The sequence below is a fragment of the endosymbiont of Galathealinum brachiosum genome (assembly GCA_003349885.1).
In the GTDB taxonomy this organism is placed as follows: Bacteria; Pseudomonadota; Gammaproteobacteria; order SZUA-229; family SZUA-229; genus SZUA-229.
In genome coordinates this window covers 745256-769636 of the sequence record QFXC01000013.1, presented here as the reverse complement: position 1 = coordinate 769636, position 24381 = coordinate 745256, and the positions used below count along the sequence as shown (strand labels likewise).

The 24381-nt window shown below is 40.6% G+C and carries 23 protein-coding genes and 1 pseudogene; 9 read left to right on the top strand and 15 right to left on the bottom strand.

Going from position 1 to position 24381, the window contains the following annotated elements:
- Positions 1–2: 2 nt before the first annotated feature.
- The gene (locus DIZ80_16430) at positions 3–572 is read right to left on the bottom strand and encodes a pilus assembly protein PilN (protein RDH81654.1); all 570 of its coding nucleotides are present in this window, start codon (positions 570–572) and stop codon (positions 3–5) included.
- Positions 572–1657: a pilus assembly protein PilM gene (locus DIZ80_16425; protein ID RDH81653.1), complete on the bottom strand. Its 1086-nt coding sequence runs from the start codon at positions 1655–1657 to the stop codon at positions 572–574. Before DIZ80_16425 ends, DIZ80_16430 begins: the two co-directional genes overlap by 1 nt.
- Positions 1658–2016: 359 nt before the next feature.
- Here DIZ80_16425 and DIZ80_16420 point away from each other — a divergent pair, with 359 nt between their 5' ends.
- From DIZ80_16420 to grxD, 3 genes are all read left to right on the top strand, one after another.
- Positions 2017–4590 carry a peptidase gene (locus DIZ80_16420; GenBank protein RDH81652.1) on the top strand — a complete coding sequence of 858 codons (2574 nt, stop codon included), beginning with the start codon at positions 2017–2019 and terminating at the stop codon, positions 4588–4590.
- Between the two features lie 55 nt (positions 4591–4645).
- Complete coding sequence (locus DIZ80_16415) at positions 4646–6418, top strand: N-acetylglutaminylglutamine amidotransferase (GenBank protein ID RDH81651.1); 1773 nt, start codon at positions 4646–4648, stop codon at positions 6416–6418.
- 390 nt (positions 6419–6808) lie between these two features.
- On the top strand, positions 6809–7123 hold the full coding sequence (grxD, locus tag DIZ80_16410) for a Grx4 family monothiol glutaredoxin (protein ID RDH81650.1): 315 nt from the start codon (positions 6809–6811) through the stop codon (positions 7121–7123).
- Positions 7124–7199: 76 nt separating this feature from the next.
- Here the strand turns inward: grxD and DIZ80_16405 are convergent, their stop codons facing one another.
- Together DIZ80_16405 and DIZ80_16400 are read right to left on the bottom strand one after the other, a co-directional pair.
- A complete protein-coding gene (locus DIZ80_16405) occupies positions 7200–8150 on the bottom strand; it encodes a diguanylate cyclase response regulator (protein RDH81730.1) in 951 nt (316 codons plus the stop codon).
- A gap of 259 nt (positions 8151–8409) precedes the next feature.
- A complete protein-coding gene (locus DIZ80_16400) occupies positions 8410–9060 on the bottom strand; it encodes a ribonuclease T (GenBank protein RDH81649.1) in 651 nt (216 codons plus the stop codon).
- Between DIZ80_16400 and DIZ80_16395 the strand changes: the two genes are divergently transcribed.
- Positions 9061–10005 carry a hypothetical protein gene (locus DIZ80_16395; protein ID RDH81648.1) on the top strand — a complete coding sequence of 315 codons (945 nt, stop codon included), beginning with the start codon at positions 9061–9063 and terminating at the stop codon, positions 10003–10005. It abuts the gene before it with no gap.
- Between the two features lie 191 nt (positions 10006–10196).
- Here DIZ80_16395 and DIZ80_16390 read toward each other — a convergent pair whose 3' ends face one another.
- Complete coding sequence (locus DIZ80_16390; GenBank protein ID RDH81647.1) at positions 10197–11264, bottom strand: dihydroorotase; 1068 nt, start codon at positions 11262–11264, stop codon at positions 10197–10199.
- Between the two features lie 28 nt (positions 11265–11292).
- Here DIZ80_16390 and DIZ80_16385 point away from each other — a divergent pair, with 28 nt between their 5' ends.
- Genes DIZ80_16385 through DIZ80_16375 form a run of 3 tightly spaced genes read left to right on the top strand, consistent with a single transcriptional unit; the run spans position 11293 to position 13826 of the window.
- A complete protein-coding gene (locus DIZ80_16385) occupies positions 11293–11802 on the top strand; it encodes a hypothetical protein (GenBank protein ID RDH81646.1) in 510 nt (169 codons plus the stop codon).
- An 18-nt stretch (positions 11803–11820) separates the two neighbouring features.
- Positions 11821–13170: a UDP-N-acetylmuramate:L-alanyl-gamma-D-glutamyl-meso-diaminopimelate ligase gene (gene mpl / locus DIZ80_16380; GenBank protein ID RDH81645.1), complete on the top strand. Its 1350-nt coding sequence runs from the start codon at positions 11821–11823 to the stop codon at positions 13168–13170.
- Positions 13171–13214: 44 nt separating this feature from the next.
- Positions 13215–13826, top strand: a complete 612-nt coding sequence (locus DIZ80_16375; protein ID RDH81644.1) for an aromatic acid decarboxylase — start codon at positions 13215–13217, stop codon at positions 13824–13826.
- Positions 13827–13931: 105 nt separating this feature from the next.
- Here the strand turns inward: DIZ80_16375 and DIZ80_16370 are convergent, their stop codons facing one another.
- The 10 genes and pseudogenes from DIZ80_16370 to DIZ80_16325 form a co-directional block, all read right to left on the bottom strand.
- Positions 13932–14147 (bottom strand): hypothetical protein, encoded by a 216-nt coding sequence (locus DIZ80_16370; protein ID RDH81643.1) that lies wholly within the window; start codon positions 14145–14147, stop codon positions 13932–13934.
- A gap of 68 nt (positions 14148–14215) precedes the next feature.
- Positions 14216–14419: pseudogene (locus tag DIZ80_16365) on the bottom strand (cold-shock protein).
- 412 nt (positions 14420–14831) lie between these two features.
- Positions 14832–15110, bottom strand: a complete 279-nt coding sequence (locus tag DIZ80_16360) for a hypothetical protein (protein ID RDH81642.1) — start codon at positions 15108–15110, stop codon at positions 14832–14834.
- The gene (gene hemL / locus DIZ80_16355; GenBank protein ID RDH81641.1) at positions 15110–16399 is read right to left on the bottom strand and encodes a glutamate-1-semialdehyde-2,1-aminomutase; all 1290 of its coding nucleotides are present in this window, start codon (positions 16397–16399) and stop codon (positions 15110–15112) included. Before hemL ends, DIZ80_16360 begins: the two co-directional genes overlap by 1 nt.
- Before the next feature lie 99 nt (positions 16400–16498).
- Complete coding sequence (locus tag DIZ80_16350; GenBank protein ID RDH81640.1) at positions 16499–17146, bottom strand: thiamine phosphate synthase; 648 nt, start codon at positions 17144–17146, stop codon at positions 16499–16501.
- The gene (locus tag DIZ80_16345) at positions 17143–17922 is read right to left on the bottom strand and encodes a hydroxymethylpyrimidine/phosphomethylpyrimidine kinase (GenBank protein RDH81639.1); all 780 of its coding nucleotides are present in this window, start codon (positions 17920–17922) and stop codon (positions 17143–17145) included. Before DIZ80_16345 ends, DIZ80_16350 begins: the two co-directional genes overlap by 4 nt.
- A gap of 106 nt (positions 17923–18028) precedes the next feature.
- On the bottom strand, positions 18029–18874 hold the full coding sequence (locus DIZ80_16340) for a hypothetical protein (protein ID RDH81638.1): 846 nt from the start codon (positions 18872–18874) through the stop codon (positions 18029–18031).
- Between the two features lie 9 nt (positions 18875–18883).
- Positions 18884–19231: a hypothetical protein gene (locus tag DIZ80_16335; protein RDH81637.1), complete on the bottom strand. Its 348-nt coding sequence runs from the start codon at positions 19229–19231 to the stop codon at positions 18884–18886.
- A gap of 106 nt (positions 19232–19337) precedes the next feature.
- Positions 19338–19763, bottom strand: coding sequence for a hypothetical protein (locus DIZ80_16330; GenBank protein RDH81636.1), 426 nt, complete (start codon positions 19761–19763; stop codon positions 19338–19340).
- A gap of 18 nt (positions 19764–19781) precedes the next feature.
- Complete coding sequence (locus tag DIZ80_16325) at positions 19782–20543, bottom strand: phosphatase (GenBank protein RDH81635.1); 762 nt, start codon at positions 20541–20543, stop codon at positions 19782–19784.
- A 71-nt stretch (positions 20544–20614) separates the two neighbouring features.
- On the opposite strand from DIZ80_16325, the gene DIZ80_16320 reads away from it, so the two are divergent.
- The gene (locus DIZ80_16320) at positions 20615–23329 is read left to right on the top strand and encodes a hypothetical protein (protein ID RDH81634.1); all 2715 of its coding nucleotides are present in this window, start codon (positions 20615–20617) and stop codon (positions 23327–23329) included.
- Positions 23313–24359: a two-component system response regulator gene (locus tag DIZ80_16315; protein RDH81633.1), complete on the top strand. Its 1047-nt coding sequence runs from the start codon at positions 23313–23315 to the stop codon at positions 24357–24359. The genes DIZ80_16320 and DIZ80_16315 overlap by 17 nt, the downstream gene beginning before the upstream one ends.
- Positions 24360–24381 lie beyond the last annotated feature (22 nt).

Sequence of the window (24381 nt, the reverse complement as noted above, 5' to 3'; positions counted from 1 at the left end):
TATTATAATTCCCCGGCCTGTTCTTCATCAGTTTTAGGTGCTGATTGTTGAGCGACTAGAATAAACTTGCTGCCACGGCCGTCTTTACGGGTGCTTTCAATTACCTGCAGTCTGGGTTTTGTCATCCATTCTGAGGCGTCAATGTTACGCATATAGGCTGAAACTCGGCCATTCGATTCTGCAACGCCATCTATAGTGATGCTGTTAGCGGTTTGCTTGATTTCAGTAATGTGTAAACCTTCAGGAATAGTTTTAACTATTTCATCAAACAGGTGAACAATTTGAGGACGTTTTTGTTGTAAAGACTGGATGATTTCCATACGAGACAATAGTTTTTCTTTAGTATCTTCCAGGCCTTTTATTTTCAATAATTGAACGTCAAGTTGTTTGATTTCATTCTGTAAAATATTATTTCGACTTTTCTGATGATCAATCATGCGCGAAATATTCATGTGAACGAGTACGATAATTGAGGCCGTTAGCATCAAAGCCAGACCGGTCATAGTCAAAAACTGATTGGTCTGCTCTTTACGTAATTCTTCGCGCCATGGAAGTAGATTAATTTGTGCCATTAGTCAAAACTCCTCATGGCTAGTCCACAGGCAATCATTAATGCCGGAGCATCATTGCTGAGTGCCTGAGAATTAACTTTATTTGAAAGATCCATTTCGGCAAAAGGATTGGCGATAATGGTTTCAATTTCAAGTTGTGATGCAATTAATTCGTCAATGCCGGGAATTGAAGCACAACCACCTGCCAGGGCAATCATATCTACAGATTCGTGTTGCCCTGCAGTATAGAAAAACTGTAGAAATCGGCTCACCTGTTGAGCCATATTTTCTTTAAATGGTTCTAATACTTCAGGAATATAGTTGTCGGGCAAACCACCTACTTTTTTCAGTCGACCTGCTTCTTCATATGCAAGGCCATAGCGGCGCATAATTTCTTCAGTAAGTTGCTTCCCGCCAAATGCCTGTTCACGAGTATAAATTAATTCACCATTTTCAATGACATTGAGGCTGGTCATGGTGGCGCCCACATCGAGTACAGCAACGACAAAACTATCAGAGCCATCAGAGTCATCTTCATCATCTGATACTTTTGTCTGGGTAGATAATAAACTGGTGGCTTTTTCTATGGTGTAGGCTTCAACATCAATTAGTTTTGCAGTGAGGCCTGCAATTTCTGCAACGGCTGTACGCATTTCCACGTTTTCGCTTCTCGAAGCAGCAAGTAGTACATCAACTGTATCCGGGTTGGCTTCGGTTTCACCTAAAACCTGAAAGTCCAGATTAATTTCTTCTAATGGGTAGGGGATGTATTGATCAGCTTCAAGCTCAATCTGGGCTTCCATTTCAGCATCGGACAAGCTGGCTGGCATAGTGATAACTTTTGTTATTACTGATGAGCCGGGCACAGCTAATGCCGTCAATTTGCATTTGGAACCGGACTTTTTTAAAGCTTTAACCAGGGACTCCCCGACAGCTTCAACATCCTGTATGTTTTTTTCAGCAACCGCATTAGCTGGTAATGGTTCAACTGCGAGACTTTCTACTCGATAGCCAGAATCAGTTTGAGACAACTCAACTACCTTTATAGAAGTTGAACTAATGTCAATGCCCAGTAATGATGGTTTTTTGCGTTTCAGTTGAAACACGCTCAATCCCCTTAATCCACTTTGAGTATAAGTAGTTATAGCTCTTTTGTGTGTATTTGCATTAAATATTAGCTGCAAGTATCGAATAATACTAGTCTATTTTCAAAATACTGTCGCTTGATTTGCATTCTGAGACTATAATTCATGCACAAAAAGATGCTTCTTTATCTACTTTATAGTCTAAAAAGAAAAACAACTTATTGACTGCAATAGACTCAGATAATAGTTAGGTATCTGAAAAGTATGTTAATTTCACTGGATAAAGCTGTTTTTTTAGTGAATTATTCATTCTCGTTATGCAGGGTTTAATACAGGATTCGTAATCGTAAAATGATTACAAAAGGGTTAAATGAAATAATATGCAAAAATTTTTAAAATTTCTTCGAATTAGTTCAAAAATTTTGTTCGCAGTCATTGTTTTGGGCTTTACCAGCCTTCTTGGTCTGTATCTTTATCTCGAACCCAAGCTTCCCTCCATTGAAGGTTTAAGTGATATTCAGTTGCAGGTTCCATTGCGAGTGTACAGCTCAGAAGGTGGTCTGATTGCCGAGTATGGGGAAAAACGTCGTGCTCCTAAAGCGATAAATGATATACCAGCTGGTCTGAGGCATGCATTTCTGGCAGCGGAAGATGATCGCTTTTATGAACACCCCGGTGTGGATTATCAGGGGATATTGAGAGCAGTAATGGTGTTAGCGACAACAGGTAAACGTGGACAGGGTGGTAGTACGATTACCATGCAGCTTGCGCGAAATTTTTATCTAAGTCGGGAAAAGACCTTTGCTCGTAAGTTGAATGAAATTTTTCTGGCATTAAAAATTGAACAACAGTTATCGAAAGATCAGATACTGGAACTTTATTTAAATAAAATTTATCTGGGTAATCGTGCGTACGGTGTGGCGGCAGCTGCCCGTGTTTACTACGGTAAGTCATTAGAAGAGCTCAATCTGTCTCAGCAGGCAATGATTGCAGGGTTGCCCAAGGCGCCTTCTCGATACAACCCTATTGTTAATCCTGAGCGTGCATTAATCAGACGAAATTATGTACTAAAACGTATGTTGGCTCTGGATTATGTTACGGATGCAGAGATGCGTTTTGCTAAAGCCAAGCCTGCAACAGCCGGTCTACATGATTCACCGGTTGATGTTTCTGCTTCTTATGTGGCGGAGATGGTACGCTCGGAAATTACCCAGCAGTTTGGTGAAGATGCCTATATTAAGGGTTTGAATGTATTTACGACAATAGATGGGCGCTTGCAGAGAGCTGCAAATATGAGTTTGCGACATGCGCTTCGTGCTTATGATGTACGCCATGGATACCGGGGTGCTAAGCAGAATATAGAGTTAAGCCCGGATGGAATAGAGCTGGACAGTGAAGAATCTGAAATCTTATGGCGTGAAGCAGTAGAAGATCTAGGGACTGTGGGAGGTTTACATCCTGCTCTGGTGCTTGAAGTAACAGAATTAGGTGCTCGAGTTTACCTTAGGGGCGGTCGTCTCATTAATCTGGACTGGGAAGGTTTAAAGTGGGCCAAACCTTTTCTTGATAGAAACAGGCAGGGAGAAGAGCCGAAAAAGGCAGGTGATATCTTAAAAGCCGGAGATATAATTCGGATATATAATGAAGATGGAAAATGGGTGCTGGGACAAATTCCAGAGGTGCAGGGGGCATTAACATCAGTACGTTCAAATGACGGTGCGATACAGGCTTTGGTAGGGGGTTATGATTTCCATCATAGTAAATTTAATCGCGCAACACAGGCTAAACGTCAGGCCGGATCCAGTTTTAAACCGTTTATATATAGTGCTGCGCTAAGTCGTGATTATACGGCGGCAACGTTAATAAATGATGCCCCTGTAGTTTTTCATGACCCGGTTCTTGAAGGGACCTGGAGGCCTGAAAATTATAGTGGCAAATTCTTTGGGCCAACTCGATTGCGCGTAGCATTATTTAAATCACGTAATCTTGTGTCTATTCGTATCCTTCGTTCAATTGGCGTAGCTTACGCCACTAATTTTGCGAAAAAGTACGGATTTAACTCTAATTTACTGCCACATGATTTATCTCTGGCATTGGGTAGTGGCGAGGTCAGTCCTCTACAGTTGTCTGCAGGGTATTCTGTTTTTTCTAATGGTGGCTATAAAGTAAAACCTTATTTTATTCAGCGAATAGAAGACATTGATGGCAATGTATTGTTTGAGGCTGATCCGGATGTAGCCTGTGTGAGTTGTGAGCTTAAAGCCAGAGGTATTGTTTTGCCTCTTGAACAACAGGGTATTACACCACAGGATGATGATGCGGCTGAAATGCTAAGACAGGAGCAGTTGCTTAGCGAGGCGTTACAACAGCAGCAAAATGTAGATACCAGTGAGCCTCAGGTTGATGCACAGAGCGATGTTTCTAAGGAAACCAATCTGGGGTATAAGCTACCTAAACAGGCTGAAAGGGCTGTGGATGAGCGTATTATTTATATTATGAATACGATACTGCAGGATGTTATTAAGCGAGGCACAGGCCGAAGGGCCAGAGCATTAGGTCGTTCAGATTTGCACGGAAAGACAGGTACAACGAATGACCAGAAAGACGCCTGGTTTAACGGGTTTAATCATAATCTCGTGAGTACGGCATGGGTTGGGTTTGATCAGCAGCAATTGTCATTGGGTAATTATGAAACGGGCTCTAAGGCTGCGCTGCCAATGTGGATAGAGTTTATGCGAACGGCTTTAAAGGGCATGCCTGAAACAAGCATGCAGCGACCGGAAGGTCTGGTTAATGTTAAAATTAATGCGGAAACAGGTGAGCTGGCAAATGCAAAGGATACAAATGTTGTATTTGAGGTGTTTCGTGCTGAACTGGCTCCAACTGAGGTAGCAGACGATTCAATGCCTGCAAATACAGAGAATAAAGGTGATATTCCTGAGCAGTTATTCTAATTTCTCAGGCGGTCTCCTCTCGAGCAAAATAATTTTTTAAATTAAAGAGAAAAATATGTGCGGCATTTGTGGAGAGTTCAGGTTTGATGGTTTGGCGCCAGATTTAGCGCGAACTAATAAAATGATGACTCGATTAGAGCGTCGAGGTCCTGATCATGGTGGCTCCTATTCTGATGGGCCTATCGCTCTGGGACACCGTAGGCTTGCAATTATCGACCTGTCTGAACATGCTAATCAGCCGTTAGTTGATCAACAGTTAGGTTTGTCATTAGTGTTTAATGGCACGATTTATAATTTCCCTGCGTTACGTTCCGAATTACAGGATAAGGGGTATCATTTTTTTTCAAGTGGTGATTCAGAAGTTATTCTCAAAGCTTATGCTGAATGGGGTGAAGCCTGTGTTGAGCGGCTTCATGGTATGTTCGCTTTTGCTATCTGGGATATGCGAAAACAACGATTATTTCTGGGGCGTGATCGCTTAGGCATTAAACCCCTGTATTATAGTTTTGATGGTAAGCGTCTTTTGTTTGCTTCAAATGCACAGGCATTATTAGCAACAGGCGAAATTGATACTTCAATAGACTCAGTTGGTTTGCATCATCAGCTTACTCTGCATGCAGTTATTCCTGCTCCCCATACTATTTTAAATGGTATTAAAAAAATGCGTCCGGCGCATTGTATGTGTTTTAGTATCGATGGGGGGCTCAGTGAGCGTGAATACTGGACTTTAAGTGCCTGTCGTCCAGCAGAGAAAATGGATGAGCAAGAGTGGACTGATGCTATACATGAATCACTAAAGTCGGCGGTTGAAAAGCGTAAAACCATTGCTGATGTACCCGTAGGTGTTTTGCTTTCGGGTGGTCTTGATTCTTGTCTGTTAGTCGGCTTATTAGCCGAAGCCGGTGTTGGGAATATTAAAACGTTTACCGTGGGTTTTGAAGATCAGCCTGAAGAAAAAGGTAATGAATTTGAGTTCTCTGACCTGATTGTCGATCGATATAATACCGAGCATCATAAATTTTTTATTCGAAATGACAGGGTGCTGGATTATCTGCCAGATGCAGTTGATGTAATGGCAGAACCCATGGTGGGCCAGGATGCGGTGGCTTTTTATATGTTGTCTGAGCAGGTGGCCAAGGAAGTTAAAGTGGTGCAAAGTGGTCAGGGAGCAGATGAGGTTTTTGCCGGCTATTTCTGGTATCCACAAATGCATGAAGCGCAGGGTGAGGATGAGTTGACGCGTTTCTCATCGCGTTATTTTGATCGTGATCATGAAGAGTATTTGCAAACGGTCAGTAAACAGTTTCAGGGCGAGGATCACACGGGTAATCTGGTAAAAAATCTGCTTGCTAAAGGTAATGCAGATGAGTATCTGGATAAAGTTTTAAAACTGGATGTAACCACTCTTATAGTCGATGACCCGGTGAAGCGGGTTGATAACATGACGATGGCATGGGGGCTGGAAGCAAGAGTACCTTTTCTTGATCATGAGCTGGTAGAGCTCGCGGCCAGTATGCCTCCTGAAATGAAATTACAGAGCCAGGGCAAGCATGTATTGAAAAAAATCGCTCGTGGAATTGTGCCTGACCCGATTATCGATCGCCCTAAAGCTTATTTTCCCGTGCCTGCACTTAAATATGTTCGTGGAGAGTTTCTAGGTTTTATGCGCGAAATTTTACACAGTGATGCAGCCCGGCAGAGAGGCTTATTTCAAGCCGATTATGTTGAAAAATTATTGGCCAATCCTGAGGGTTATCATACGCGTCTACAGGGCAGTAAACTGTGGCATCTGGCATTACTGGAGATGTGGTTACAACGTAATATCTGAAGTTAGTCAGGAGCAGGTATTTTACAGACTTATAAACTGGTGAGAGTGTGCGCTGTTCAGTTATTTCTCCAACGGGGAAAGGTCGCTGCTTTTTGCGCCCTGTCCCCTGTTATGAAACCATCAAGACCACTACGAAGTCTACTCGCTACACTGTCATCTCTTGGTGGCTTCATAACAGGGGACAGAGCGGGAAAGATGCTCAGTCCCCGATGGATACACACCAAAACAGCACACACTCTCACCAGTTGGTAACTCTTAAAACGCTCGCCTCGGTGTAATAGCTGTCATACCCAATTCCCCTTCAACAAGCATGTGTATAACCTACTTGAATCCCGTAAAATAGCCCCAATGTAGTACCAACAAATTTTTAACATATTTTAGAGGTGATGTATGGACGTAATGGATCGGATTGATGAAGCAGTTAAGGGACATTCAGTATTTATATTTATGAAGGGTACGCCCCAGTTTCCATCATGTGGTTTTTCCAGTCGTACGGTAGATGCCTTAAAGCAGTGCGAAAAAGAATTTGGTTACTGTAACGTACTGGCTGATCAGGAGATTTTTCAGAATTTACCTCGTTATGCTGACTGGCCGACTTTCCCACAGGTTTATATAAATGGTGAGTTAATTGGTGGTTGTGATATTACCCTTGATATGTTTGAGAAGGGTGATCTTAAAACGATGATACATGAAGCGGTTGGTTAATATCTGACGCTATATCCTGAACATAAAAAAACACGCTTTTAGCGTGTTTTTTTATGTCTGTAATCGGATGATATTTTTAGAATATTATCTGGTTACGCCCATTGGCTTTTGCTTTATAGAGTTTTTCATCTGCACATTTGATGAGCCCCTGTACAGAAGGCTGTTCACCTTCTCCTTTGTAGAAACATACACCAATTGAAGCGGTTACCGTTAAGTCGCCTACAGATGTTTTAAACGGGCGCTGGTTAATACTGGCAAGCATACGTTCAAGTGTAGAATGGCGGAAATTTTCAGCGCGAGTGTAATGCATAATAATGCCAAACTCTTCGCCACCCATACGAGCAACCAGATCAGTTGGGCGTACAGTGCGTCTTATACGGCGTGTAAAACCAATCAAAACTTCATCGCCCACATCATGTCCATGGGTATCATTGATTTTCTTAAAGTGATCTATATCGAGCATTACAAAACATACACCGCCATGACGAGCGGATGCATCGAGCAAATGGTATTCCATTTGTCGAGTGAGTAATCTGCGGTTACCGACACCGGTTAACGGGTCAGTTAACGCCATTTCTTCCAGGTGTTTTACGGTGTCTTCAAGTTGCTGTGAGGTTTCTAGCAGATCATTTTGAAGAGAAGCAATTCGTGCAGATGCATTAACTCTGGCAGCTAACTCATGTGGATTGGGCGGTTTGCAAATGTAATCATCTACGCCACGGTCAAAGGCTTCAACCAGTGGTTCGATTCCTTCTTGTGCCGTAAACAGAATGATAGCGGTATAAACGCCTAATTCTTCGTCTTTCTGGCGAATAATATCTGTGAGCTCAAGGCCGTCCATTTCAGGCATAACCCAGTCAGCAAGCACTACATCGGCATGCAAATCAGCCATCATGTTAAGTGCTTCCTGTGCTCGTGATGCCACACGAATATTACTGAATCCAGCTTTTTTAAGTGCGGCCTGAATCACCACACGGCTAAATTGCATGTCATCTACGATGATAATTGATACGTCTTTGTTCGACATTTGTGCTTTGTTTCTAGCCCTTTTTTTATAATGGCTGTCTAAATAGGATAGACGAGCATACGCTGGTGCCATGATAGTTGCCTTCTCAAATTATAGCTATTTTTTTTAACTGTGGTCTAAATAAAATTAAACCTGCCTTTTTAATAAAGGTCTACAGCTTTCCCTTTTGCCCGGTTAATTGAGCTTAATTCACCCTGAAAACTATTTTTGAACTGGTTATACCGTAACCAGCGTGGGGCGATCGAGGCGTATACTACCACTAATCGTCGACTTGTGCAGTCCATACCAGGCCAGTTGATCTGCGCCAGCGATTTATAATTGTGCAGAATAATTCAGCTGTTTTTAGTGTGTCATAACTTGCCGAGTGAGCCTGATCGTTATCCCATTCAATCCCGGCAGCTTTAACGGCTCTCGAAAGTACCGTTTGGCCATAAGCCAGACCGGCAAAGGAAACCGTATCGAAAGTACTGAAGGGATGAAATGGATTACGGTTTATATTACAGCGTTCAGCTGCAGCGTTGATAAAACTTAAATCCATCACGGTATTGTGACCAACCATAATGGCGCGCTTACACTGATTTTTCTTCAGGCTCTTACGAATAAAGGAAAAAATTTCACCCAGTGCCTGAGCCTCAGCAATTGCCATACGAAAAGGATGGTAAGGGTCAATGCCGGTTATTTCCAGTGATTTAGGCTCCATATTTGATCCTTCAAAAGGAACAATGTGACGACAAATTTGCTCGTCAATTTCTATGATGCCATTGTCATCAAGCTTTAGTGTGGCGGCTGCAACTTCCAGTAAAGCATCTTTTTTTGCATTAAACCCCCCTGTCTCAACATCGATAACTACAGGCATAAAACCTCTGAAGCGTCGTGACATAGGTGTTGGTTTATTTGTGTCTGTACTCATATGGGTGATGATTCTTTTAGTAAGTTATTATATATTTTACGTATGAAAAATATTAAATTATGGTTAATTCTGACGTTGCTGCTTTTTACTGCTTTGCAGAATAGTTACGCTGAGTCAAAAGTTAGGCAGGGTATTCTACACCCCTATGGCCTGTTATGGAAAATTGAAAAGCAGGGAATGGAGGATAGCTACCTTTATGGCACGATGCACGTAGGCGATCCCAGAGTTGTTAATTTAGCTCCAGAGGTTGAGCGAGCCTTTATGCAGGCGGATCATTTTGTAATGGAAGTGCTAATGAACTTTAAAGCAATGGGTTATATGGCAAGTGCCAGTTTTTTTAGTGATGGGCGAACATTAAAGGATGTAATGGGGCACCTGGAATATAAACGTCTCACCAGTTTGGTAAATAAGCGTATATTTCTTTCTGAAGATGTTCTCAAGCACATGAAACCATGGGCAGTGTTAATGTTGCTAATGATGCCTGCTGACCAGCAGGCACAGAGCGGTGCTGCCCTTGATATGGTTCTTTATCGACGAGCGAGCCAGAGAAAAGTGAAATTAACCGGGCTTGAAACTGCGCAGGAGCAAGTTGCTGTATTTGAATCTATGAGTATGGATGATCAGTTGTGGATGTTAAATCGTTCAATTGAAGAAATTGATAATACGGATGCGCAGTTACCAGAGATGCTAAATGCTTATGTAGGTAGAGACCTGGCGCAACTGGTGAGAATTCAACAGGCATTTATGTATGATGATTCAGAGGTTGATGATCGGTTTATGCATCAGCTGTTAGACGTTCGTAATGTGAAAATGGCAAAACGAATTTCACCTGTTTTAACACAGGGGAATGCCTTTATCGCAATTGGTGCGCTGCATTTACCGGGAGAAGAAGGTGTTTTGCACTTGCTTGAGCAGCAGGGGTACGAGGTTACTCCGATTTATTAGTGTGGAATTACAACAGGGGACAGAGATATAAAGAATCTCTGTCCCCGGGTGATATAAGCCTTAACCTTGTCTGTTTATGGCTTTATTTAAGTTGAGGAAGGCTTTTTTTAAAAGTCTGCCCCTCCCTGTTGTAATACCACCAAAAATTGAACGAAGTAGTTTATTTCTTTAATTACATAATTTTACGTCAGTTAAACCAGCTGCCAGCTCTCGGTTTCACCCGCGTGTAAAGGCACAATCTCACCATCTAGAAAAGGGTAACTGTCCGGGACAACCCAGTCTTTTTTCTCCAGAGTTATCGTTTCGGTGTTTCTCTCGATGCCGTAAAAATCTGCACCATAAAAACTGGCAAAACCTTCCAGTTTGTCTAATGCATTATTAGCATCAAATGCCCGGGCGTATAATTCAATAGCCAGAGGGGCAGAAAAAATTCCTGCGCAACCGCAGGCGCTTTCTTTTCTGTTTTGTGCATGTGGAGCACTATCGGTACCCAGAAAAAATTTTGTATTTCCTGAAGAGGCTGCTTTATTCAATGCAACGCGATGCTCTTCTCTTTTTAAAACGGGTAGACAATAGTAATGTGGGCGGATTCCGCCTTTGAAAATAGCATTACGGTTATAAAGTAAATGTTGTGGTGTAATGGTAGCTGCTGTGAATTTATCTTCAGCTAATACGTAATCTACTGCGTCTTTTGTGGTGATATGCTCAAAGACAATTTTAAGTTCAGGGAATGCTTTACGGGTTGGTGTTAATACTTTATCAATGAATTGTTTCTCCCGATCAAATACATCTACATCCGGGTCAGTTACTTCACCGTGAACAAGCAAGGGCATATTGTGTTTTTGTAATGCTTCAAGTGTTTTATAACATTTTGTAATATCTGTTACACCCGCATCTGAGTTTGTTGTTGCGCCAGCGGGGTATAATTTTACGGCAACAACATGCCCGCTTTGCCTGGCTTTTTCAATTTCATCGGCTGGTGTGTTATCTGTCAGGTACAATGTCATTAAAGGACGGAAGTCTGATCCTTCAGGGGTAACTGCAAGAATGCGATCACGGTATGCCAATGCCTGACTGGTTGAGATATTAGGCGGCGTTAAATTGGGCATAATAATCGCGCGGGAAAACTGATGAGCCGTAAAAGGCACTGTGTATTTAAGTGCGTCATCATCACGTACATGTAAATGCCAGTCATCAGGACGTATTATAGTGATTTGCATAATTATCAGAGCCTCGTCTTCTTGAGTTATAATTATCATTGATTAAACAGATATTGCCAAATTAAATATGAATAGTTTTTTAAAGCTTCTATTAGGGGTTCTTATTTTTAATAAGGGGCCACAGGATTTTCCTCACTCAATTACATTGATGCGTATATGCCTTTTGGGTTACTTTGTAACGGGTTTACCCAGTGTGATGACACATGCTGGTCTTGAAAAGGCTATATTAGCAATGGCATTAGATGTGGCGTTGCTTATGCTATTCGTCTATTTTTGTCTGCAGGCATTTAGTAAATCTGCCAGGTATATTCAAACGATAACCAGTCTGGCTTTTGTGGGTGTTTTTTTTCAGATCTTAATGTATCCACTGGTATCTGAAATTGGAGTAGATGTGAAACAGGGGGACCCGACTCTCAGTTTGATTTTACTTGTTGCTATATGGATGTTTTCTATTTACGTCTATATATTTAAAGAATCTTTTTCAATACGCTTACCAGCAGCGATTGGTTTAGTCATCTGTTATGGGTTCATGAGTCAAATTATAAGTAGTCTTCTGTTTCCAGAGCTAATTCAATAATTTTTAACGGAGTTTATATTGCATATACATATATTAGGTATTTGTGGAACATTTATGGGTGGTGTCGCAGTACTTGCAAGGCAGGCGGGTCATAAAGTGACCGGATCGGATGCGAATGTTTACCCACCAATGAGTACGCAGCTAGAGGCGCAGGGAATAGAGCTGATGCAGGGGTTTAAGGTTGAGCACCTGACTGAACAGGATCAGGTTGTGGTGGGCAATGTTATGTCTCGTGGTAACGAGGCTATTGAGCATGTGCTGAATGAAAATATGAGTTATACCTCTGGGCCACAATGGTTAGCTGAAAATGTTTTAAAAGATAAATGGGTGCTGGCAGTAGCAGGTACTCATGGCAAAACAACAACCAGCTCAATACTGGCCTGGATACTGGAATATGCAGGGCTGCAGCCGGGTTTTTTGATTGGCGGCGTACCGGCTAATTTTGGTATTTCTGCGAGACTGGGTGAAGGGCCTTTTTTTGTTGTAGAGGCCGATGAGTACGATACTGCATTTTTTGATAAGCGTTCCAAGTTTGTTCACTATCATCCTCGAACAGCAATTTTAAATAATCTTGAGTTTGATCATGCGGATATTTTTGAAAATTTAGATGCGATAAAAAAACAGTTTCATCATTTAGTGAGAACGGTGCCGGGTGACGGCCTTATTGTGCACAATGATGATGAAGAAAATATACAGGATGTATTACAAAAAGGCTGTTGGAGTGAGCGGGCCGGGTTTGCCGGTAAAAAAGAAAGTTTATGGATGATTGATAACGTTTCTTCAGATGGACGTTGTTTTGATGTGTTATATAAACAGAAAAAATTAGGTACGGTAAAAGGCAATTTACTCGGGCCGCATAATCGTATGAATGCGCTGGCAGCAATTATTGCAGCACAACATGTGGGTGTGCCGGTTGAGCAATCGATTGATGCTTTGAAAGAATTTAAAGGTATTAAACGGCGCATGGAAGTGGCGGGTGAGGTTAATGATAAAACAGTTTATGATGATTTCGCGCATCACCCTACTGCTATTACTGAAACCTTGAAGGGATTAAGAGATGCTGTCGGTTCGGCAAAAATATGGGCGGTATTAGAGCCTCGCTCAAACACAATGCGCATGGGAGTACATAAAAAGCAGCTCGCACCTTCGCTGGATTTAGCAGATGAAGTGATATTGTTTCAACCTGCTGATGTAGACTGGGATATGCAATCTGTGGTGGATGAGGTGAGTGGCTCGGCGAAATTGATGCGTTCAATTGATGATGTCGTTGATCTGTTAGCTGAGCAAACTCAGCCGGGTGATCATATACTGGTTATGAGTAATGGTGCGTTTGGTGGAATACATCATAAGATTTTAGAAAAGCTTTGATGCGGAGTCTCAGAGGTTATTATTTCCAGAGGAATTACTAGACAATGAATTCAAATAACAAAACTATCATTCTAGCTATCACTGGTGCTTCCGGTGTGCAGTATGGTATTCGTCTACTGGAACAGCTATTAACTCACAAGCATAAGGTGTATTTGCTGGTTACTCGTGCTGCACATGTGGTGATTAGTATGGAAACGGAGTTGTCCTGGCCAGCTAATAATCATGAATTACACGATCAGTTATGCAAGCGTTATGGCGTAGATGATAAGCAGCTAAAAGTGTGTGGTGAGTCTGAATGGGCTTCTCCTATAGCGAGTGGCTCTTCGTCTGTGGATGCGATGGTTGTTTGTCCCTGTTCTATGGGGACGCTTTCATCTATAGCGGTGGGAGCGAGTGCAAATCTTTTAGAGCGGGCGGCAGATGTTGTTTTGAAAGAGCGCAAGAATTTAATACTGGTGCCGCGGGAAACTCCTTTTTCTGATATTCATCTGGAGAATATGCTCAAGCTTTCTCGCATGGGGGCGGTAATGTTATCGGCTAATCCGGGGTTTTATAACAAACCACAAACGGTTGAAGATATCGTGGACTTTATGGTTGCCCGGGTACTGGATCATCTTGGGGTTAAGCAGGATTTGCTACCCAGATGGGGTGAGTAATATAGGGCGAGCAATACTTCAACTTATAGAGATAAGCTGAAGTATTACATTTTCATTTTTACGGATAGCAAATAAAAAGGCTGGTTTAAAAACCAGCCTTTTTATTTATGTGTCAGTGTGGCTAACGTCTTCCGCCTGTAGGCCTTTTTGACTATCAATCAAATTGAATTCAACTTTTTGGCCATCTTTAAGTGTTCTGAACCCATCACCTCGAATTGCTCTGAAGTGAACGAATACATCATCACCAGTATCACGCTCTATAAAACCATATCCTTTAGAATTGTTGAACCATTTAACGGTTCCTATCTCACGATCAGACATTTACTTATACCTTTTTAATTATCATTTTATTTGGTACACCCATCCATAAGCATATCAAAGACACAACGTCATGAGGCGATGGCAACATCCTCTGCCTGTAGCCCCTTATCACCTTCGGTGATATTAAACTCAACGCGTTGCCCTTCAAACAGAGTTCTATGACCCTGGCCACGAATTGAGCGGAAGTGAACAAAGACATCATCGCCCGCATCACGGGTAATAAAGCCAAAGCCCTTGCTCGTATTAAACCACTTTACAGTGCCCGATTCACGGGAATTATCAGAAATTGAGACATTTTGCGCAGTTTTAACTGATTTTGCTTTAGCTTTATTAGATGTGACTAATGCAGTTGCTAAAGTTGATGCAAAAATTAAAGCTGCGAGTGTGATTAGACCGTTTGTTGTAGAAAAGTTCTCAAGTGTTAAAACTTGTGTAGAAATGCCGGTTGCAATGGCGGTTGTTAATAAGCTGATAGTAATTGTGCGGAATAAAGCTGAGTTCATGTAAGTGTTTCCTAATGCAAATGTAATAAATATAAATGACAGCGTCGGGTAAAAGTAAATCCCCATAAAAGTGCTGTGTATTCTTCTATGTTCAAAAAATATATCGAAATTGTGTTTTTACTAACTGAAAATGAAATCTTATTATAGTTAAAAATTAAAACCCTACCAGTGTAAACAGGCGTTATTTTGAAAGTTTAGCCATCAATGCTTCTATTGAAGTTTCCGGTGGTAGTTGCAAATGAAATTTCTGTTTTTTTAAGTTAGCCAGAACTTTTTCAGGATCTTCTTTTGCGAGTTTGGTGTCTTTCTTAATTTCCAGAGTCATCGCCAGAGATAGTTCACCCAGAGAGTTTTTTATTCTTTCGTCGATGCAGTCAAAATCATTTTCCTCGGCAAGGTAAATGTACATATCCTGTTTGGCGCCGCAGCGATATATGTAGCAGAAAGTTGGTAATGGCATCACAAACTTCCCAGTACTTTATCGGCGGCGTCGATGGTTGCCTGAATATCCTCATCACTGTGCTTGAGGCTGACAAAACCGGCTTCATATGCTGAAGGAGCCAGGTAAATACCGTGTTCTAACATGCCATGGAAGAATTTCTGGAATCTTTCAACATTGCATTGTGTAGCCTGAGCGAAGTTGCTTACTTTTTCTTCGTCAGTAAAGAACAGGCCAAACATGCCGCCTACTATATTCTGTGTCATGGGAATATTATGACTTGCCGCTTTTTGCATGATACCTGTTACCAGCGTGTTTACTTTGGCATTTAAGTCTTCAAAGAAATTATCGGCAGAAATGAGATCCAGTGTTTTAAGGCCTGCAGCCATAGCAATAGGGTTGCCGGATAAAGTGCCTGCCTGATAAACAGGCCCGGTTGGTGCAATGTACTCCATGATGTCTTTTCGACCACCAAATGCGCCGACAGGCATCCCCCCCCCAATAACTTTACCGAGTGTAGTCAGGTCAGGTTTAATTTTGTATACCGATTGAGCGCCGCCTAAAGCTGTACGAAAGCCAGTCATTACTTCGTCAAAAATCAAGACAGAACCATGTTCATCACATACTTCACGCAAACCTTCAAGGAAGCCCTCAACTGGTGGAATGCAGTTCATATTGCCTGCAACCGGCTCTACAATAATGCAGGCAATTTTGTCGCCGGCATTTTTAAAAGTGTCTCTTACCTGGTCAAGGTCGTTATAAGTGAGCGTTATAGTGTGCTCGGCCAGACAGGCTGGAACGCCTGGTGAGCTGGGTACGCCAAGTGTTAATGCACCTGAACCGGCTTTAACCAGAAGAGAGTCTGAATGGCCGTGATAGCAGCCTTCAAATTTTACAATACTGTCACGCCCCGTAAAACCACGAGCCAGACGAATGGCGCTCATAGTCGCTTCAGTGCCTGAGCTCACCATGCGCACAGATTCAATGGAAGGGATCAGCTGGCAAATTCGTTCGGCCATTTCCGTTTCAATGGCTGTTGGTGCGCCAAAGCTCAGGCCTTTTTCAGCACTTGTTTTTACCGCTTTAATTACTTCAGGGTGAGCATGACCAAGAATCATTGGCCCCCAGGAACCGACATAATCAATATATCGCTTGTCATCTGTGTCCCATATATACGCACCGTTAGCTCTGCCAATAAATATCGGATCTCCACCAACGCCTTTAAATGCCCTGACAGGTGAGTTTACACCGCCTGGAATAACGGATTGAGCCTGATTAAAGAGGTCAGCCTGAGATTTGTTCTGGGACATATTGGGTTTCCTGAGTGCGGTGTTTACAAGGTCGGGTATTTTACATTAAGGCCACAGTTAATAATAGGCACTGTGTTTTTGGGTATTTGATCGAAAGTGTTAACCTGTTTTTCTGCTGTCAAAGGCATTTTTGAATTGTGTGCATTGGTGAGATATGTAGGCATTATCGGTATGAGAAAATATATCGCTAATAATAGCTAACATATCAGTGCCAGCATCAAGCAGAGGTTTGTGGTTCTCAGTGGTTATGCCGCCAATACAGCAAACTGGTGTGCTGTACTGGTTTTTGATTGTGGTAATTAATTCACGGTTTGCCTGAGGCGCTTCTGGTTTTATAGATGATCCAAAAAAACTCCCAAAAGCAATATAATCCGCACCGTTCTCAATGGCATCTGTCGCCAGGCTCATTTGATTGTAACAACTAACACCAATGATTTTGTCTTTACCTAGCTGATTTTTTGTTTCATAAATAGACTGGTCATTTTTTCCAATGTGCACGCCGTCTGCATCAACCTGCATTGCAAGGTTGATATCGTCATTAATAATAAAAGTCACACTATGTTGATCGCAAAGTAATTTAAGTTGACTGGCCTGATATTGTCTTTTTTTCTGGTTGGTGCTTTTGTCGCGATATTGTAAAACTGAAACACCAGATGTTAATGCTGCTTCTGCCATGCTTAAAAAAAGATTTTCAGGCATCAGGGTTTCATTGGTGATTGCATAAAGGCCGGATAGTTTTTTTGTCATACATATCGATTGGGTATAAGTTGACCACTGCCTAATGCGTTTGCATAAGTGAGTGCTTTATGGGTGAAGTCCAGTGCATTCTGACATGCATTGATGGGTTCCATTTTTTGTGCAATCAGTGCAGCAAGACTGGCTGCAAGAGTGCAACCAGAGCCGTGATATTCATTTTCTAGTCGTTTATATTTGTATGTTTTCTGACTTCTGGATTTTAAGTAAAGCTTATGAATAACATCGGTGTTTTTTGCATGTGTGCCAGTGAGTAAAACGTATTTAGCGCCCATTTTGTTTAAAAGCTGAGCAGCAGATTCGGGGTTTGACTTTGTATTAGTTAGCAATAAAGATTCTGGAATATTAGGCGTTAGAATATATGTGCGCGGGATAATGAGTGTATTAATGGCATCAATTAGATTTTTTTTCGCAAGTGATGTGCCACCGCCCGCAGTTAAAACAGGATCTAAAATAACAGGGATATCACTGTACTGTCTAAAGAGTGTGTATATGGCTTCAGCAATTTCACCCGAAGCTAACATACCTATTTTTATGGCACTTACGGGCATATCTTTTAAAATCGCACGAGCCTGTTTAAGTAATAATGTCGCATTAACTGGTTCATAACTAATGACGTTATGAGTGTCCTGAACCGTATTTGCCGTGATAATTGGCGCAGCATGACAACCATGTTTTGCTATGGATTCTATATCTGCCTGTATACCTGCACCGCCAGTTGGATCTAAACCGGAAAAGCAAAGTACGACAGGTGGTTTTGAAGTTTTCATTTAACCCTAATTGATAAACAGTAAAATATACTGGAGATGATTTTTAAATTCAGGCGCTATTCTAATTTTATATGGGGGTGGCTGTCAAAAATGCAATCGGAGTATTTTAACAGACCTTGCGTACAGATTTTGCCAGCTCAATTACTCTGGCGCGTATGAATTGATTACCTGGATTATCCGGTGATAGTTTGAGGTAGGCGCTGTAATCAGCTAACGCAGGTGTGTGGCATTCCTGTTGATCGTAAATTGCGGCACGTGCTTTGAGTGCGTCAGCCTGATCGTCATCCATTTCCACCATAATATCAGCTAATGGTAGTGCTTTTGTCCAGTTCTCTTCCTGTAAATAGAGGTTACGCAGGTTGCGCATTACGCGAAGAACAATTTCTTTGTTAGTACTGCTTGCGAGTACACCCTGAGCCCGTGACTTATTAAGTTTTGAACCATAATATTCACGTAAGCGCTCTTCTATATCCTCTTCATTAAGTGAAATGCCGCCAAAATACGGGTCAAGCACAATTGCTCCATCACTTATTTCAAGCTTTACTAAAAAATGACCAGGAAAAGACACTCCACTTAAAGGCAGGCCAAGAGCGTTACCTAGTTCGATGTAAAGAATAGATAAACTAATAGGAATGCCGAGTTTTCTTTCAATAACATCATTTAAGAAGCTATTTCTGGGGTCATAATAAGACGTGCTATTGCCTTCATAGCCCTTTTCAATAAAAAGCACATGATTTAACTGTTTTAAAATTTCAGCAGCATTAGCAGTGGCGGGTAGTCTGTTATTTATTTCTTCGGCAATATTGTGTATTTTTGATAGATAATCATCAATGTCTAACTCAGGATATTCTAATCTTGCAATCATGAGAGCCGCTTTAGCCAGACTTATATCATTGTCAGGTTGATTTAGCAGGACTTTAAATGCATCTGTATTTGAATTAACTGAGTTCATGCTATCGAATCAAGCCTTATATCTCATGCGAGTGCCATGCTCAAGCGAAAGTAAAATCTCATTTGCGTCGAGGGCAGAAGGAAAAAATACGCCTGAAATTTGAGCACCATGTATGCTTGCGCCTTCAAGGCGAGTACCGGAAAAATCAACACCCCGTAAATTACTCATTCTGAAGTAGCAATTACTCAGATCCAGACCTTTTGCATCCAGACCTTTTAAGTCTACGTTGCGAAAATCAGCATATTTCAGATCGCAGCTTTCACCACTCGCTTTGCGTGAGTTGAATTCATCAATTTTACCCTCTCTCAATAAGCGGTAAAGTTCATCATCTTTAATTTGTGGTGCGGTATCTGACATAAATATTTTCCTGTCATATTCCTGTTTATTTATCATTTAAAGTATAGCAGTGCTGCTCTTTATTCACCGTAATAGAGAAGAATAAGTATTAATGTTTTCAGGGTTATCAGTATACCTGACCCTGGATTGTTGCTACAAGTTCCCTACCAGATGCATGGTTTCTATGTTCGCACAGGTAAATTCCCTGCCATATCCCCATATTAAGTTTACCGTTAGAAATGGGTATAGTCAGGCTGGAGCCCAGAATGCAGCTTTTAATGTGGGCAGGCATATCATCCTCTCCTTCGTCAGTATGCTGATAGTAGGCTGCACCTTCAGGTACAAACTTATTAAAATGACTTTCAAGATCAGACCTGACAGATGGATCTGCGTTCTCATTAATTGATAATGAAGCAGAGGTGTGTTTGATAAACAAATGCAGTATGCCCGTCTGGATAGTATTTATCTCCGTCAGAGCATTGATGACTTCACGGGTAATCAAATGAAAGCCTCTGTGTCTGGCAGGCAGTTTGATTTCGTGTTGTGTCCACATGTGAATGATTTCCGGGATTTAAGCTGCGTGGATTTTTTTAAGTAAATCGAGGTTTATATAACTGGCTCCAAAGTTGTCACCAGATATCGTTGTAAAAGCATTATCCGGTTCACCCATTTGATCTAAAACAAGGGACGCACCAGTAAAGTCATCAGATTTTGTATAACCATTAATTGTAATAATAGTTTTAAGGTTCGCTCCAAGTGAAGATTTTACGCCATTTAGAGAGTCCTCAAATGCCAGGCAGTCCTCAGGTTTTAATTTAAGTTGTTCAAGTGCCCAGACATAAATGTCAGCTGCAGGTTTTTTGGCCGGTACAATGTCTCCAGCTGCAATTACTTCAAACCAGTCTGTAGAGCCTTCGCCAAGCGCATGTTCAAGCAAGGCTGTAACATTCGCTGGAGTAGTCGTAGTGGAGATTGCTATTCGCAGGCCCTGTTTTCTAGCTTCATGTATAAGTCGTTTAACGCCTGGTCTCAGGGGAATAGCACCAGTAGATAATAACTTTGTGTAAAAATCAGTTTTTGATTGATGCAATTCCTTAATCATTTGTGGTGTTTTATCATCCGTTGGAAATGATGTGTTGAACTTTTCAAGATAGTAGGCCATTCGTTCCTTGCCGCCCGTGACAGCCAGTAGTTTGCCATAAAGTTCAACTGACCAGTTCCAGTCAAGACCAGCGTGCTCAAATGCTTGATTAAAAGCGACGCGATGACCGTCTCGCTCAGTATCAGCCAGTGTTCCATCTACATCAAATATTAAAGCCTGAAGTGAAGACATAATCTATACCTTGAATAAAATTGTAGTGAATTGTAGTGGAAGCGGGAATTAATTAATAGCCTATACTTAATATGGTTGATAACCCTGTTTGCACAGAAAAAACACAAGAAAAAAGAGTAATGGTCACATTTTCCGAATCTATTAGGCGTATATACACGCCAGTATCAATCAAGCAAAAACTAATGGTAATTATTATGGCCGTAAGTCTGATCGGTCTAGGAACTGTTGGTGCAAGTATACTAATTAATGAATTTATTAATCTGAATAAGATGCAAAAGGTTGATTTGCAGGTTATGGCAGATATTGTGGCTGAAACATCTTCCGGTTACCTGGTGTTTGAAGATGATGTAGGTGCATCAATATTTCTTGCCGCATTGCGTTCAAAAAAGCAGATAGTAAGAGCCATATTATATGACAAGAAAAAATCAATTTTTGTTGTTCATTCAAGAGACAGAGATAAAGGAGCTGTCACGTATGAGCAAATAAATAACAAAAGAATAAGGAATGAAAATTCACATGTCACTAAGAAGATCATTTTTGATGGTGAGGTAGTGGGTTATTTATACATGGAGTCAGATGATTCATTGATAAAGAAATTTATTATGGATTCAGTTGTGGGTGTTGTTTTTATAATAATACTCGGGTCATTTTTAGCTTATTTTTTCGCATTAAAATTACAGAAAATCATATCTGAACCAATCGAGCATTTAACCGATACTGCTTTAAAAATCACACAGCAACAAAATTATGCATTGCGTGCCGAAAAGGAAAGTGAAGATGAGATTGGGATTTTAACTGATGAATTTAATAAAATGTTGATTCAGTTACAGAAAAGAAATAATGAAATAATAGAGAGTGAAAATAAATTTAGAGAAGTTGTAGAGCAGTCTACAGATGCCCTGTACGTAATTGGTTCTGATGGTGAAATTATTGATGTGAATAATGCGGCGTGTGTATCATTGGGGTATAAGAGAAATGAGTTGTTATGTATGGGTATGTCGGATATTGATGCAAAATATAATGACAAAGAAGCGATGGAGAAGTTGCTAAGTAAACTGTCTGAAAAAAGTCATGTTATTGTCGAAAGCGAACAAATAAAGAAGAATCAGAATGTGTTTCCGGTTGAACTGAGTCTGGGTTATTTAAATATTGATGGGAATCAACTTGTTCTTGCGTCTGTGCGTGATATTACAGAAAGAAAGCAGGCGCAGAAAAACCTGCAATTGGCTAATGATTTGCTTGAAGCAAAAGTAAATGAAAGAACCCGTGAATTGAAATCTATTAATGTAGCGCTTGAGCACTCTAAGGAAAAAGCTGAAGCGGCGAGTTATGCAAAAAGCCTGTTTTTGGCAAATATGAGTCATGAAATTAGAACACCAATGAATGCAGTTATAGGTTTTACTGATTTGCTTTCATCGAGTGAATTGAGTGGTCGGCAAGAAGGGTATGTTAAGTCGATTCAGTCAGGAAGTCGAAATTTGTTAAGTTTGATAAATGATATTCTTGATTTGTCGAAAATTGAAGCAGGAAAAATGAAAATAAAGCTTGATAGAGTTTATATCAAGCAGTTAATGGAAGATATATATCAGGTTTTTCAGATTTCTGCAAAAGAGAAAGGCCTGACTCTTAAATTACATATTGAAGATTCAGTTCCAGAAATCATAATGTCGGATGAGGTAAGGTTAAGACAGATACTCTTTAATTTGTTGAATAACGCTATAAAATTCACGCGTAAAGGGGAAATAAATATTTATGCTGAATATAAACGTGTAACAGCGGATGATATGTTTTCTAGTATGATAATCAGAGTAGAAGATACCGGAATAGGCGTAGCAAAAGAAGATCAGGAAAATATATTTAATATTTTTGAGCAACAGGATAATCAGAGTACGCGTGAGTTTGGAGGTGCTGGTTTGGGTCTGGCTATTAGTACGCGCCTTGCTGAGAAACTTGGAGCTTCAATCACGGTTGAAAGTGAAATGGAAAAAGGTAGTGCTTTTCAACTGATATTACATAGTCCTGAAATAGTCGATGAGGTTTCATTAAAGGATACGGTGAAAATATCTAATGAACTTATATTTAAACCAGCAAAAGTTCTTGTGGTGGATGATATAGAATTAAACAGAGAATTGGTGTGTGAGTATCTTGATAAGCAGCCGCTTACACTGGTAATAGCCAAAGACGGTGTTGAGGCGCTGGATCTGACCAGGTCTGAAAAGCCTGACGTAGTTCTTATGGATATACGTATGCCTAATATGAATGGGATTGAGGCGACTGAAATTATTAAAAATACGCCTGCCATAAAAGAAATACCTGTAATTGCAATTACAGCATCTGTTGTAGAAGATAAAAAGTCAGAAAAGAAAAGATCATTGTTTGATATGGTCTTGTACAAACCATTAAATAAAAACACACTGATACAGGCGCTTTCAAAATTTATTGAAGTGCAGGATGTTAAAGAAAATATTGACGATAATCTTGATTTTACAGATCTATTTTATAAAGAGATAAGCAATGCGAGCAATGAAATTTCTGATGCTCTTTTAGAATATAAGCAGCCGCTGGAAATAGCTAAAAACAGAGGTAGTTTTGGCGGGCTTGATCTGTTGCTTGATGAATTACAGGAAGTAGCTGTTAATTTTAAATTAAAAGGTTTGAATCATATGCTGGATAATCTGAAGAATGCAAACCAGATTTTCGATATAGAGGAAGCTCAAAAATTAATAAGTAAAATATTATCAGGCATTGATAAATTGTCGGAGAACGTTAATGACAAAACGATTTAAGATATTAATAGTTGATGATGTTCCTAAAAATATTCAGGTTATTGCTAATTTACTGGGAGATGAGGAATATGATATCTCGTATGCAACTAATGGGCAGCAGGCGTTAGGCCAAATAGATGAGTCGCGTTTTGATCTTGTTCTGTTAGATATTATGATGCCGGGAATGGATGGCTATGATGTTTGTCGCCAGATAAAGAACAGGCAGCCTGAAAATGAAATTCCAATTATTTTCATCACAGCAAAAACAGATGAAGAAAGCCTGATAGAAGCATTTGAGGCGGGTGGGCAGGATTATATTACCAAACCATTTAATGCGGCTGAACTGATAGCGAGAGTAAAAACACATTTGAAATTAAAGGCTTTTGAAGACTCTCAGCAGATTGTTATTGATAATGCATTAGCAGAGCTTAAAGTTTTAAATAAAGAAATAATCGAAACTCAAAAAGAAGTAATTTTTACAATGGGGTCTATCGGTGAAACCAGATCTAAGGAAACGGGCTTGCATGTAAAGCGCGTGGCAGAGTATTCGAGGTTACTGGCCTGCATGTCTGGTTTAAATGAAGTTGAAGCAGATGTCATTGCAATGGCGTCACCAATGCATGATATTGGTAAAGTGGGTATTCCGGATGCTATTTTAAATAAAAAGGGACGATTAACAGAAGATGAGTTTGAAGTAATGAAAACGCATGCGGTAATTGGTTATGATATGTTAAAACATAGTGACCGGCCTTTAATGCGTACAGCTGCAATCATTGCTCTCGAGCATCATGAAAAGTGGGATGGTACGGGTTATCCTGAAGCAGCAAGTGGAAATGATATTCACATATATGGTCGAATAACTGCATTGGCTGATGTGTTTGATGCTCTGGGCTCAGACCGCTGTTACAAGAAAGCCTGGGATGATGAAAAAATATTCGAATTATTAAAAAATCAATCTGGCAAGCATTTTGATCCATTGTTGATAAATGTGTTTTTTGAAAATATAGATCAGTTTTTACAGGTTAGGTTTGAATATAAAGATATTTTTTAGAGAAATTAAATATATTTAACCC

Excerpts from the sequence above, each read along its gene's own strand:
- DIZ80_16330 (RDH81636.1), bottom strand. The coding sequence starts at position 19,763 with ATGTGGACACAACACGAAATCAAACTGCCTGCCAGACACAGAGGCTTT.
- DIZ80_16390 (RDH81647.1), bottom strand. The coding sequence starts at position 11,264 with ATGATAATTATAACTCAAGAAGACGAGGCTCTGATAATTATGCAAATC.
- DIZ80_16360 (RDH81642.1), bottom strand. The coding sequence starts at position 15,110 with ATGCCATTACCAACTTTCTGCTACATATATCGCTGCGGCGCCAAACAG.
- DIZ80_16400 (RDH81649.1), bottom strand. The coding sequence starts at position 9,060 with ATGAGTACAGACACAAATAAACCAACACCTATGTCACGACGCTTCAGA.
- DIZ80_16395 (RDH81648.1), top strand. The coding sequence starts at position 9,061 with ATGGGTGATGATTCTTTTAGTAAGTTATTATATATTTTACGTATGAAA.
- DIZ80_16405 (RDH81730.1), bottom strand. The coding sequence starts at position 8,150 with ATGTCGAACAAAGACGTATCAATTATCATCGTAGATGACATGCAATTT.
- grxD (RDH81650.1), top strand. The coding sequence starts at position 6,809 with ATGGACGTAATGGATCGGATTGATGAAGCAGTTAAGGGACATTCAGTA.
- DIZ80_16375 (RDH81644.1), top strand. The coding sequence starts at position 13,215 with ATGAATTCAAATAACAAAACTATCATTCTAGCTATCACTGGTGCTTCC.
- DIZ80_16420 (RDH81652.1), top strand. The coding sequence starts at position 2,017 with ATGCAAAAATTTTTAAAATTTCTTCGAATTAGTTCAAAAATTTTGTTC.
- DIZ80_16385 (RDH81646.1), top strand. The coding sequence starts at position 11,293 with ATGAATAGTTTTTTAAAGCTTCTATTAGGGGTTCTTATTTTTAATAAG.
- DIZ80_16335 (RDH81637.1), bottom strand. The coding sequence starts at position 19,231 with ATGTCAGATACCGCACCACAAATTAAAGATGATGAACTTTACCGCTTA.
- DIZ80_16345 (RDH81639.1), bottom strand. The coding sequence starts at position 17,922 with ATGAAAACTTCAAAACCACCTGTCGTACTTTGCTTTTCCGGTTTAGAT.
- DIZ80_16370 (RDH81643.1), bottom strand. The coding sequence starts at position 14,147 with ATGTCTGATCGTGAGATAGGAACCGTTAAATGGTTCAACAATTCTAAA.
- hemL (RDH81641.1), bottom strand. The coding sequence starts at position 16,399 with ATGTCCCAGAACAAATCTCAGGCTGACCTCTTTAATCAGGCTCAATCC.
- DIZ80_16320 (RDH81634.1), top strand. The coding sequence starts at position 20,615 with ATGGTTGATAACCCTGTTTGCACAGAAAAAACACAAGAAAAAAGAGTA.
- DIZ80_16325 (RDH81635.1), bottom strand. The coding sequence starts at position 20,543 with ATGTCTTCACTTCAGGCTTTAATATTTGATGTAGATGGAACACTGGCT.
- DIZ80_16340 (RDH81638.1), bottom strand. The coding sequence starts at position 18,874 with ATGAACTCAGTTAATTCAAATACAGATGCATTTAAAGTCCTGCTAAAT.
- DIZ80_16315 (RDH81633.1), top strand. The coding sequence starts at position 23,313 with ATGACAAAACGATTTAAGATATTAATAGTTGATGATGTTCCTAAAAAT.
- DIZ80_16415 (RDH81651.1), top strand. The coding sequence starts at position 4,646 with ATGTGCGGCATTTGTGGAGAGTTCAGGTTTGATGGTTTGGCGCCAGAT.
- DIZ80_16430 (RDH81654.1), bottom strand. The coding sequence starts at position 572 with ATGGCACAAATTAATCTACTTCCATGGCGCGAAGAATTACGTAAAGAG.
- DIZ80_16350 (RDH81640.1), bottom strand. The coding sequence starts at position 17,146 with ATGACAAAAAAACTATCCGGCCTTTATGCAATCACCAATGAAACCCTG.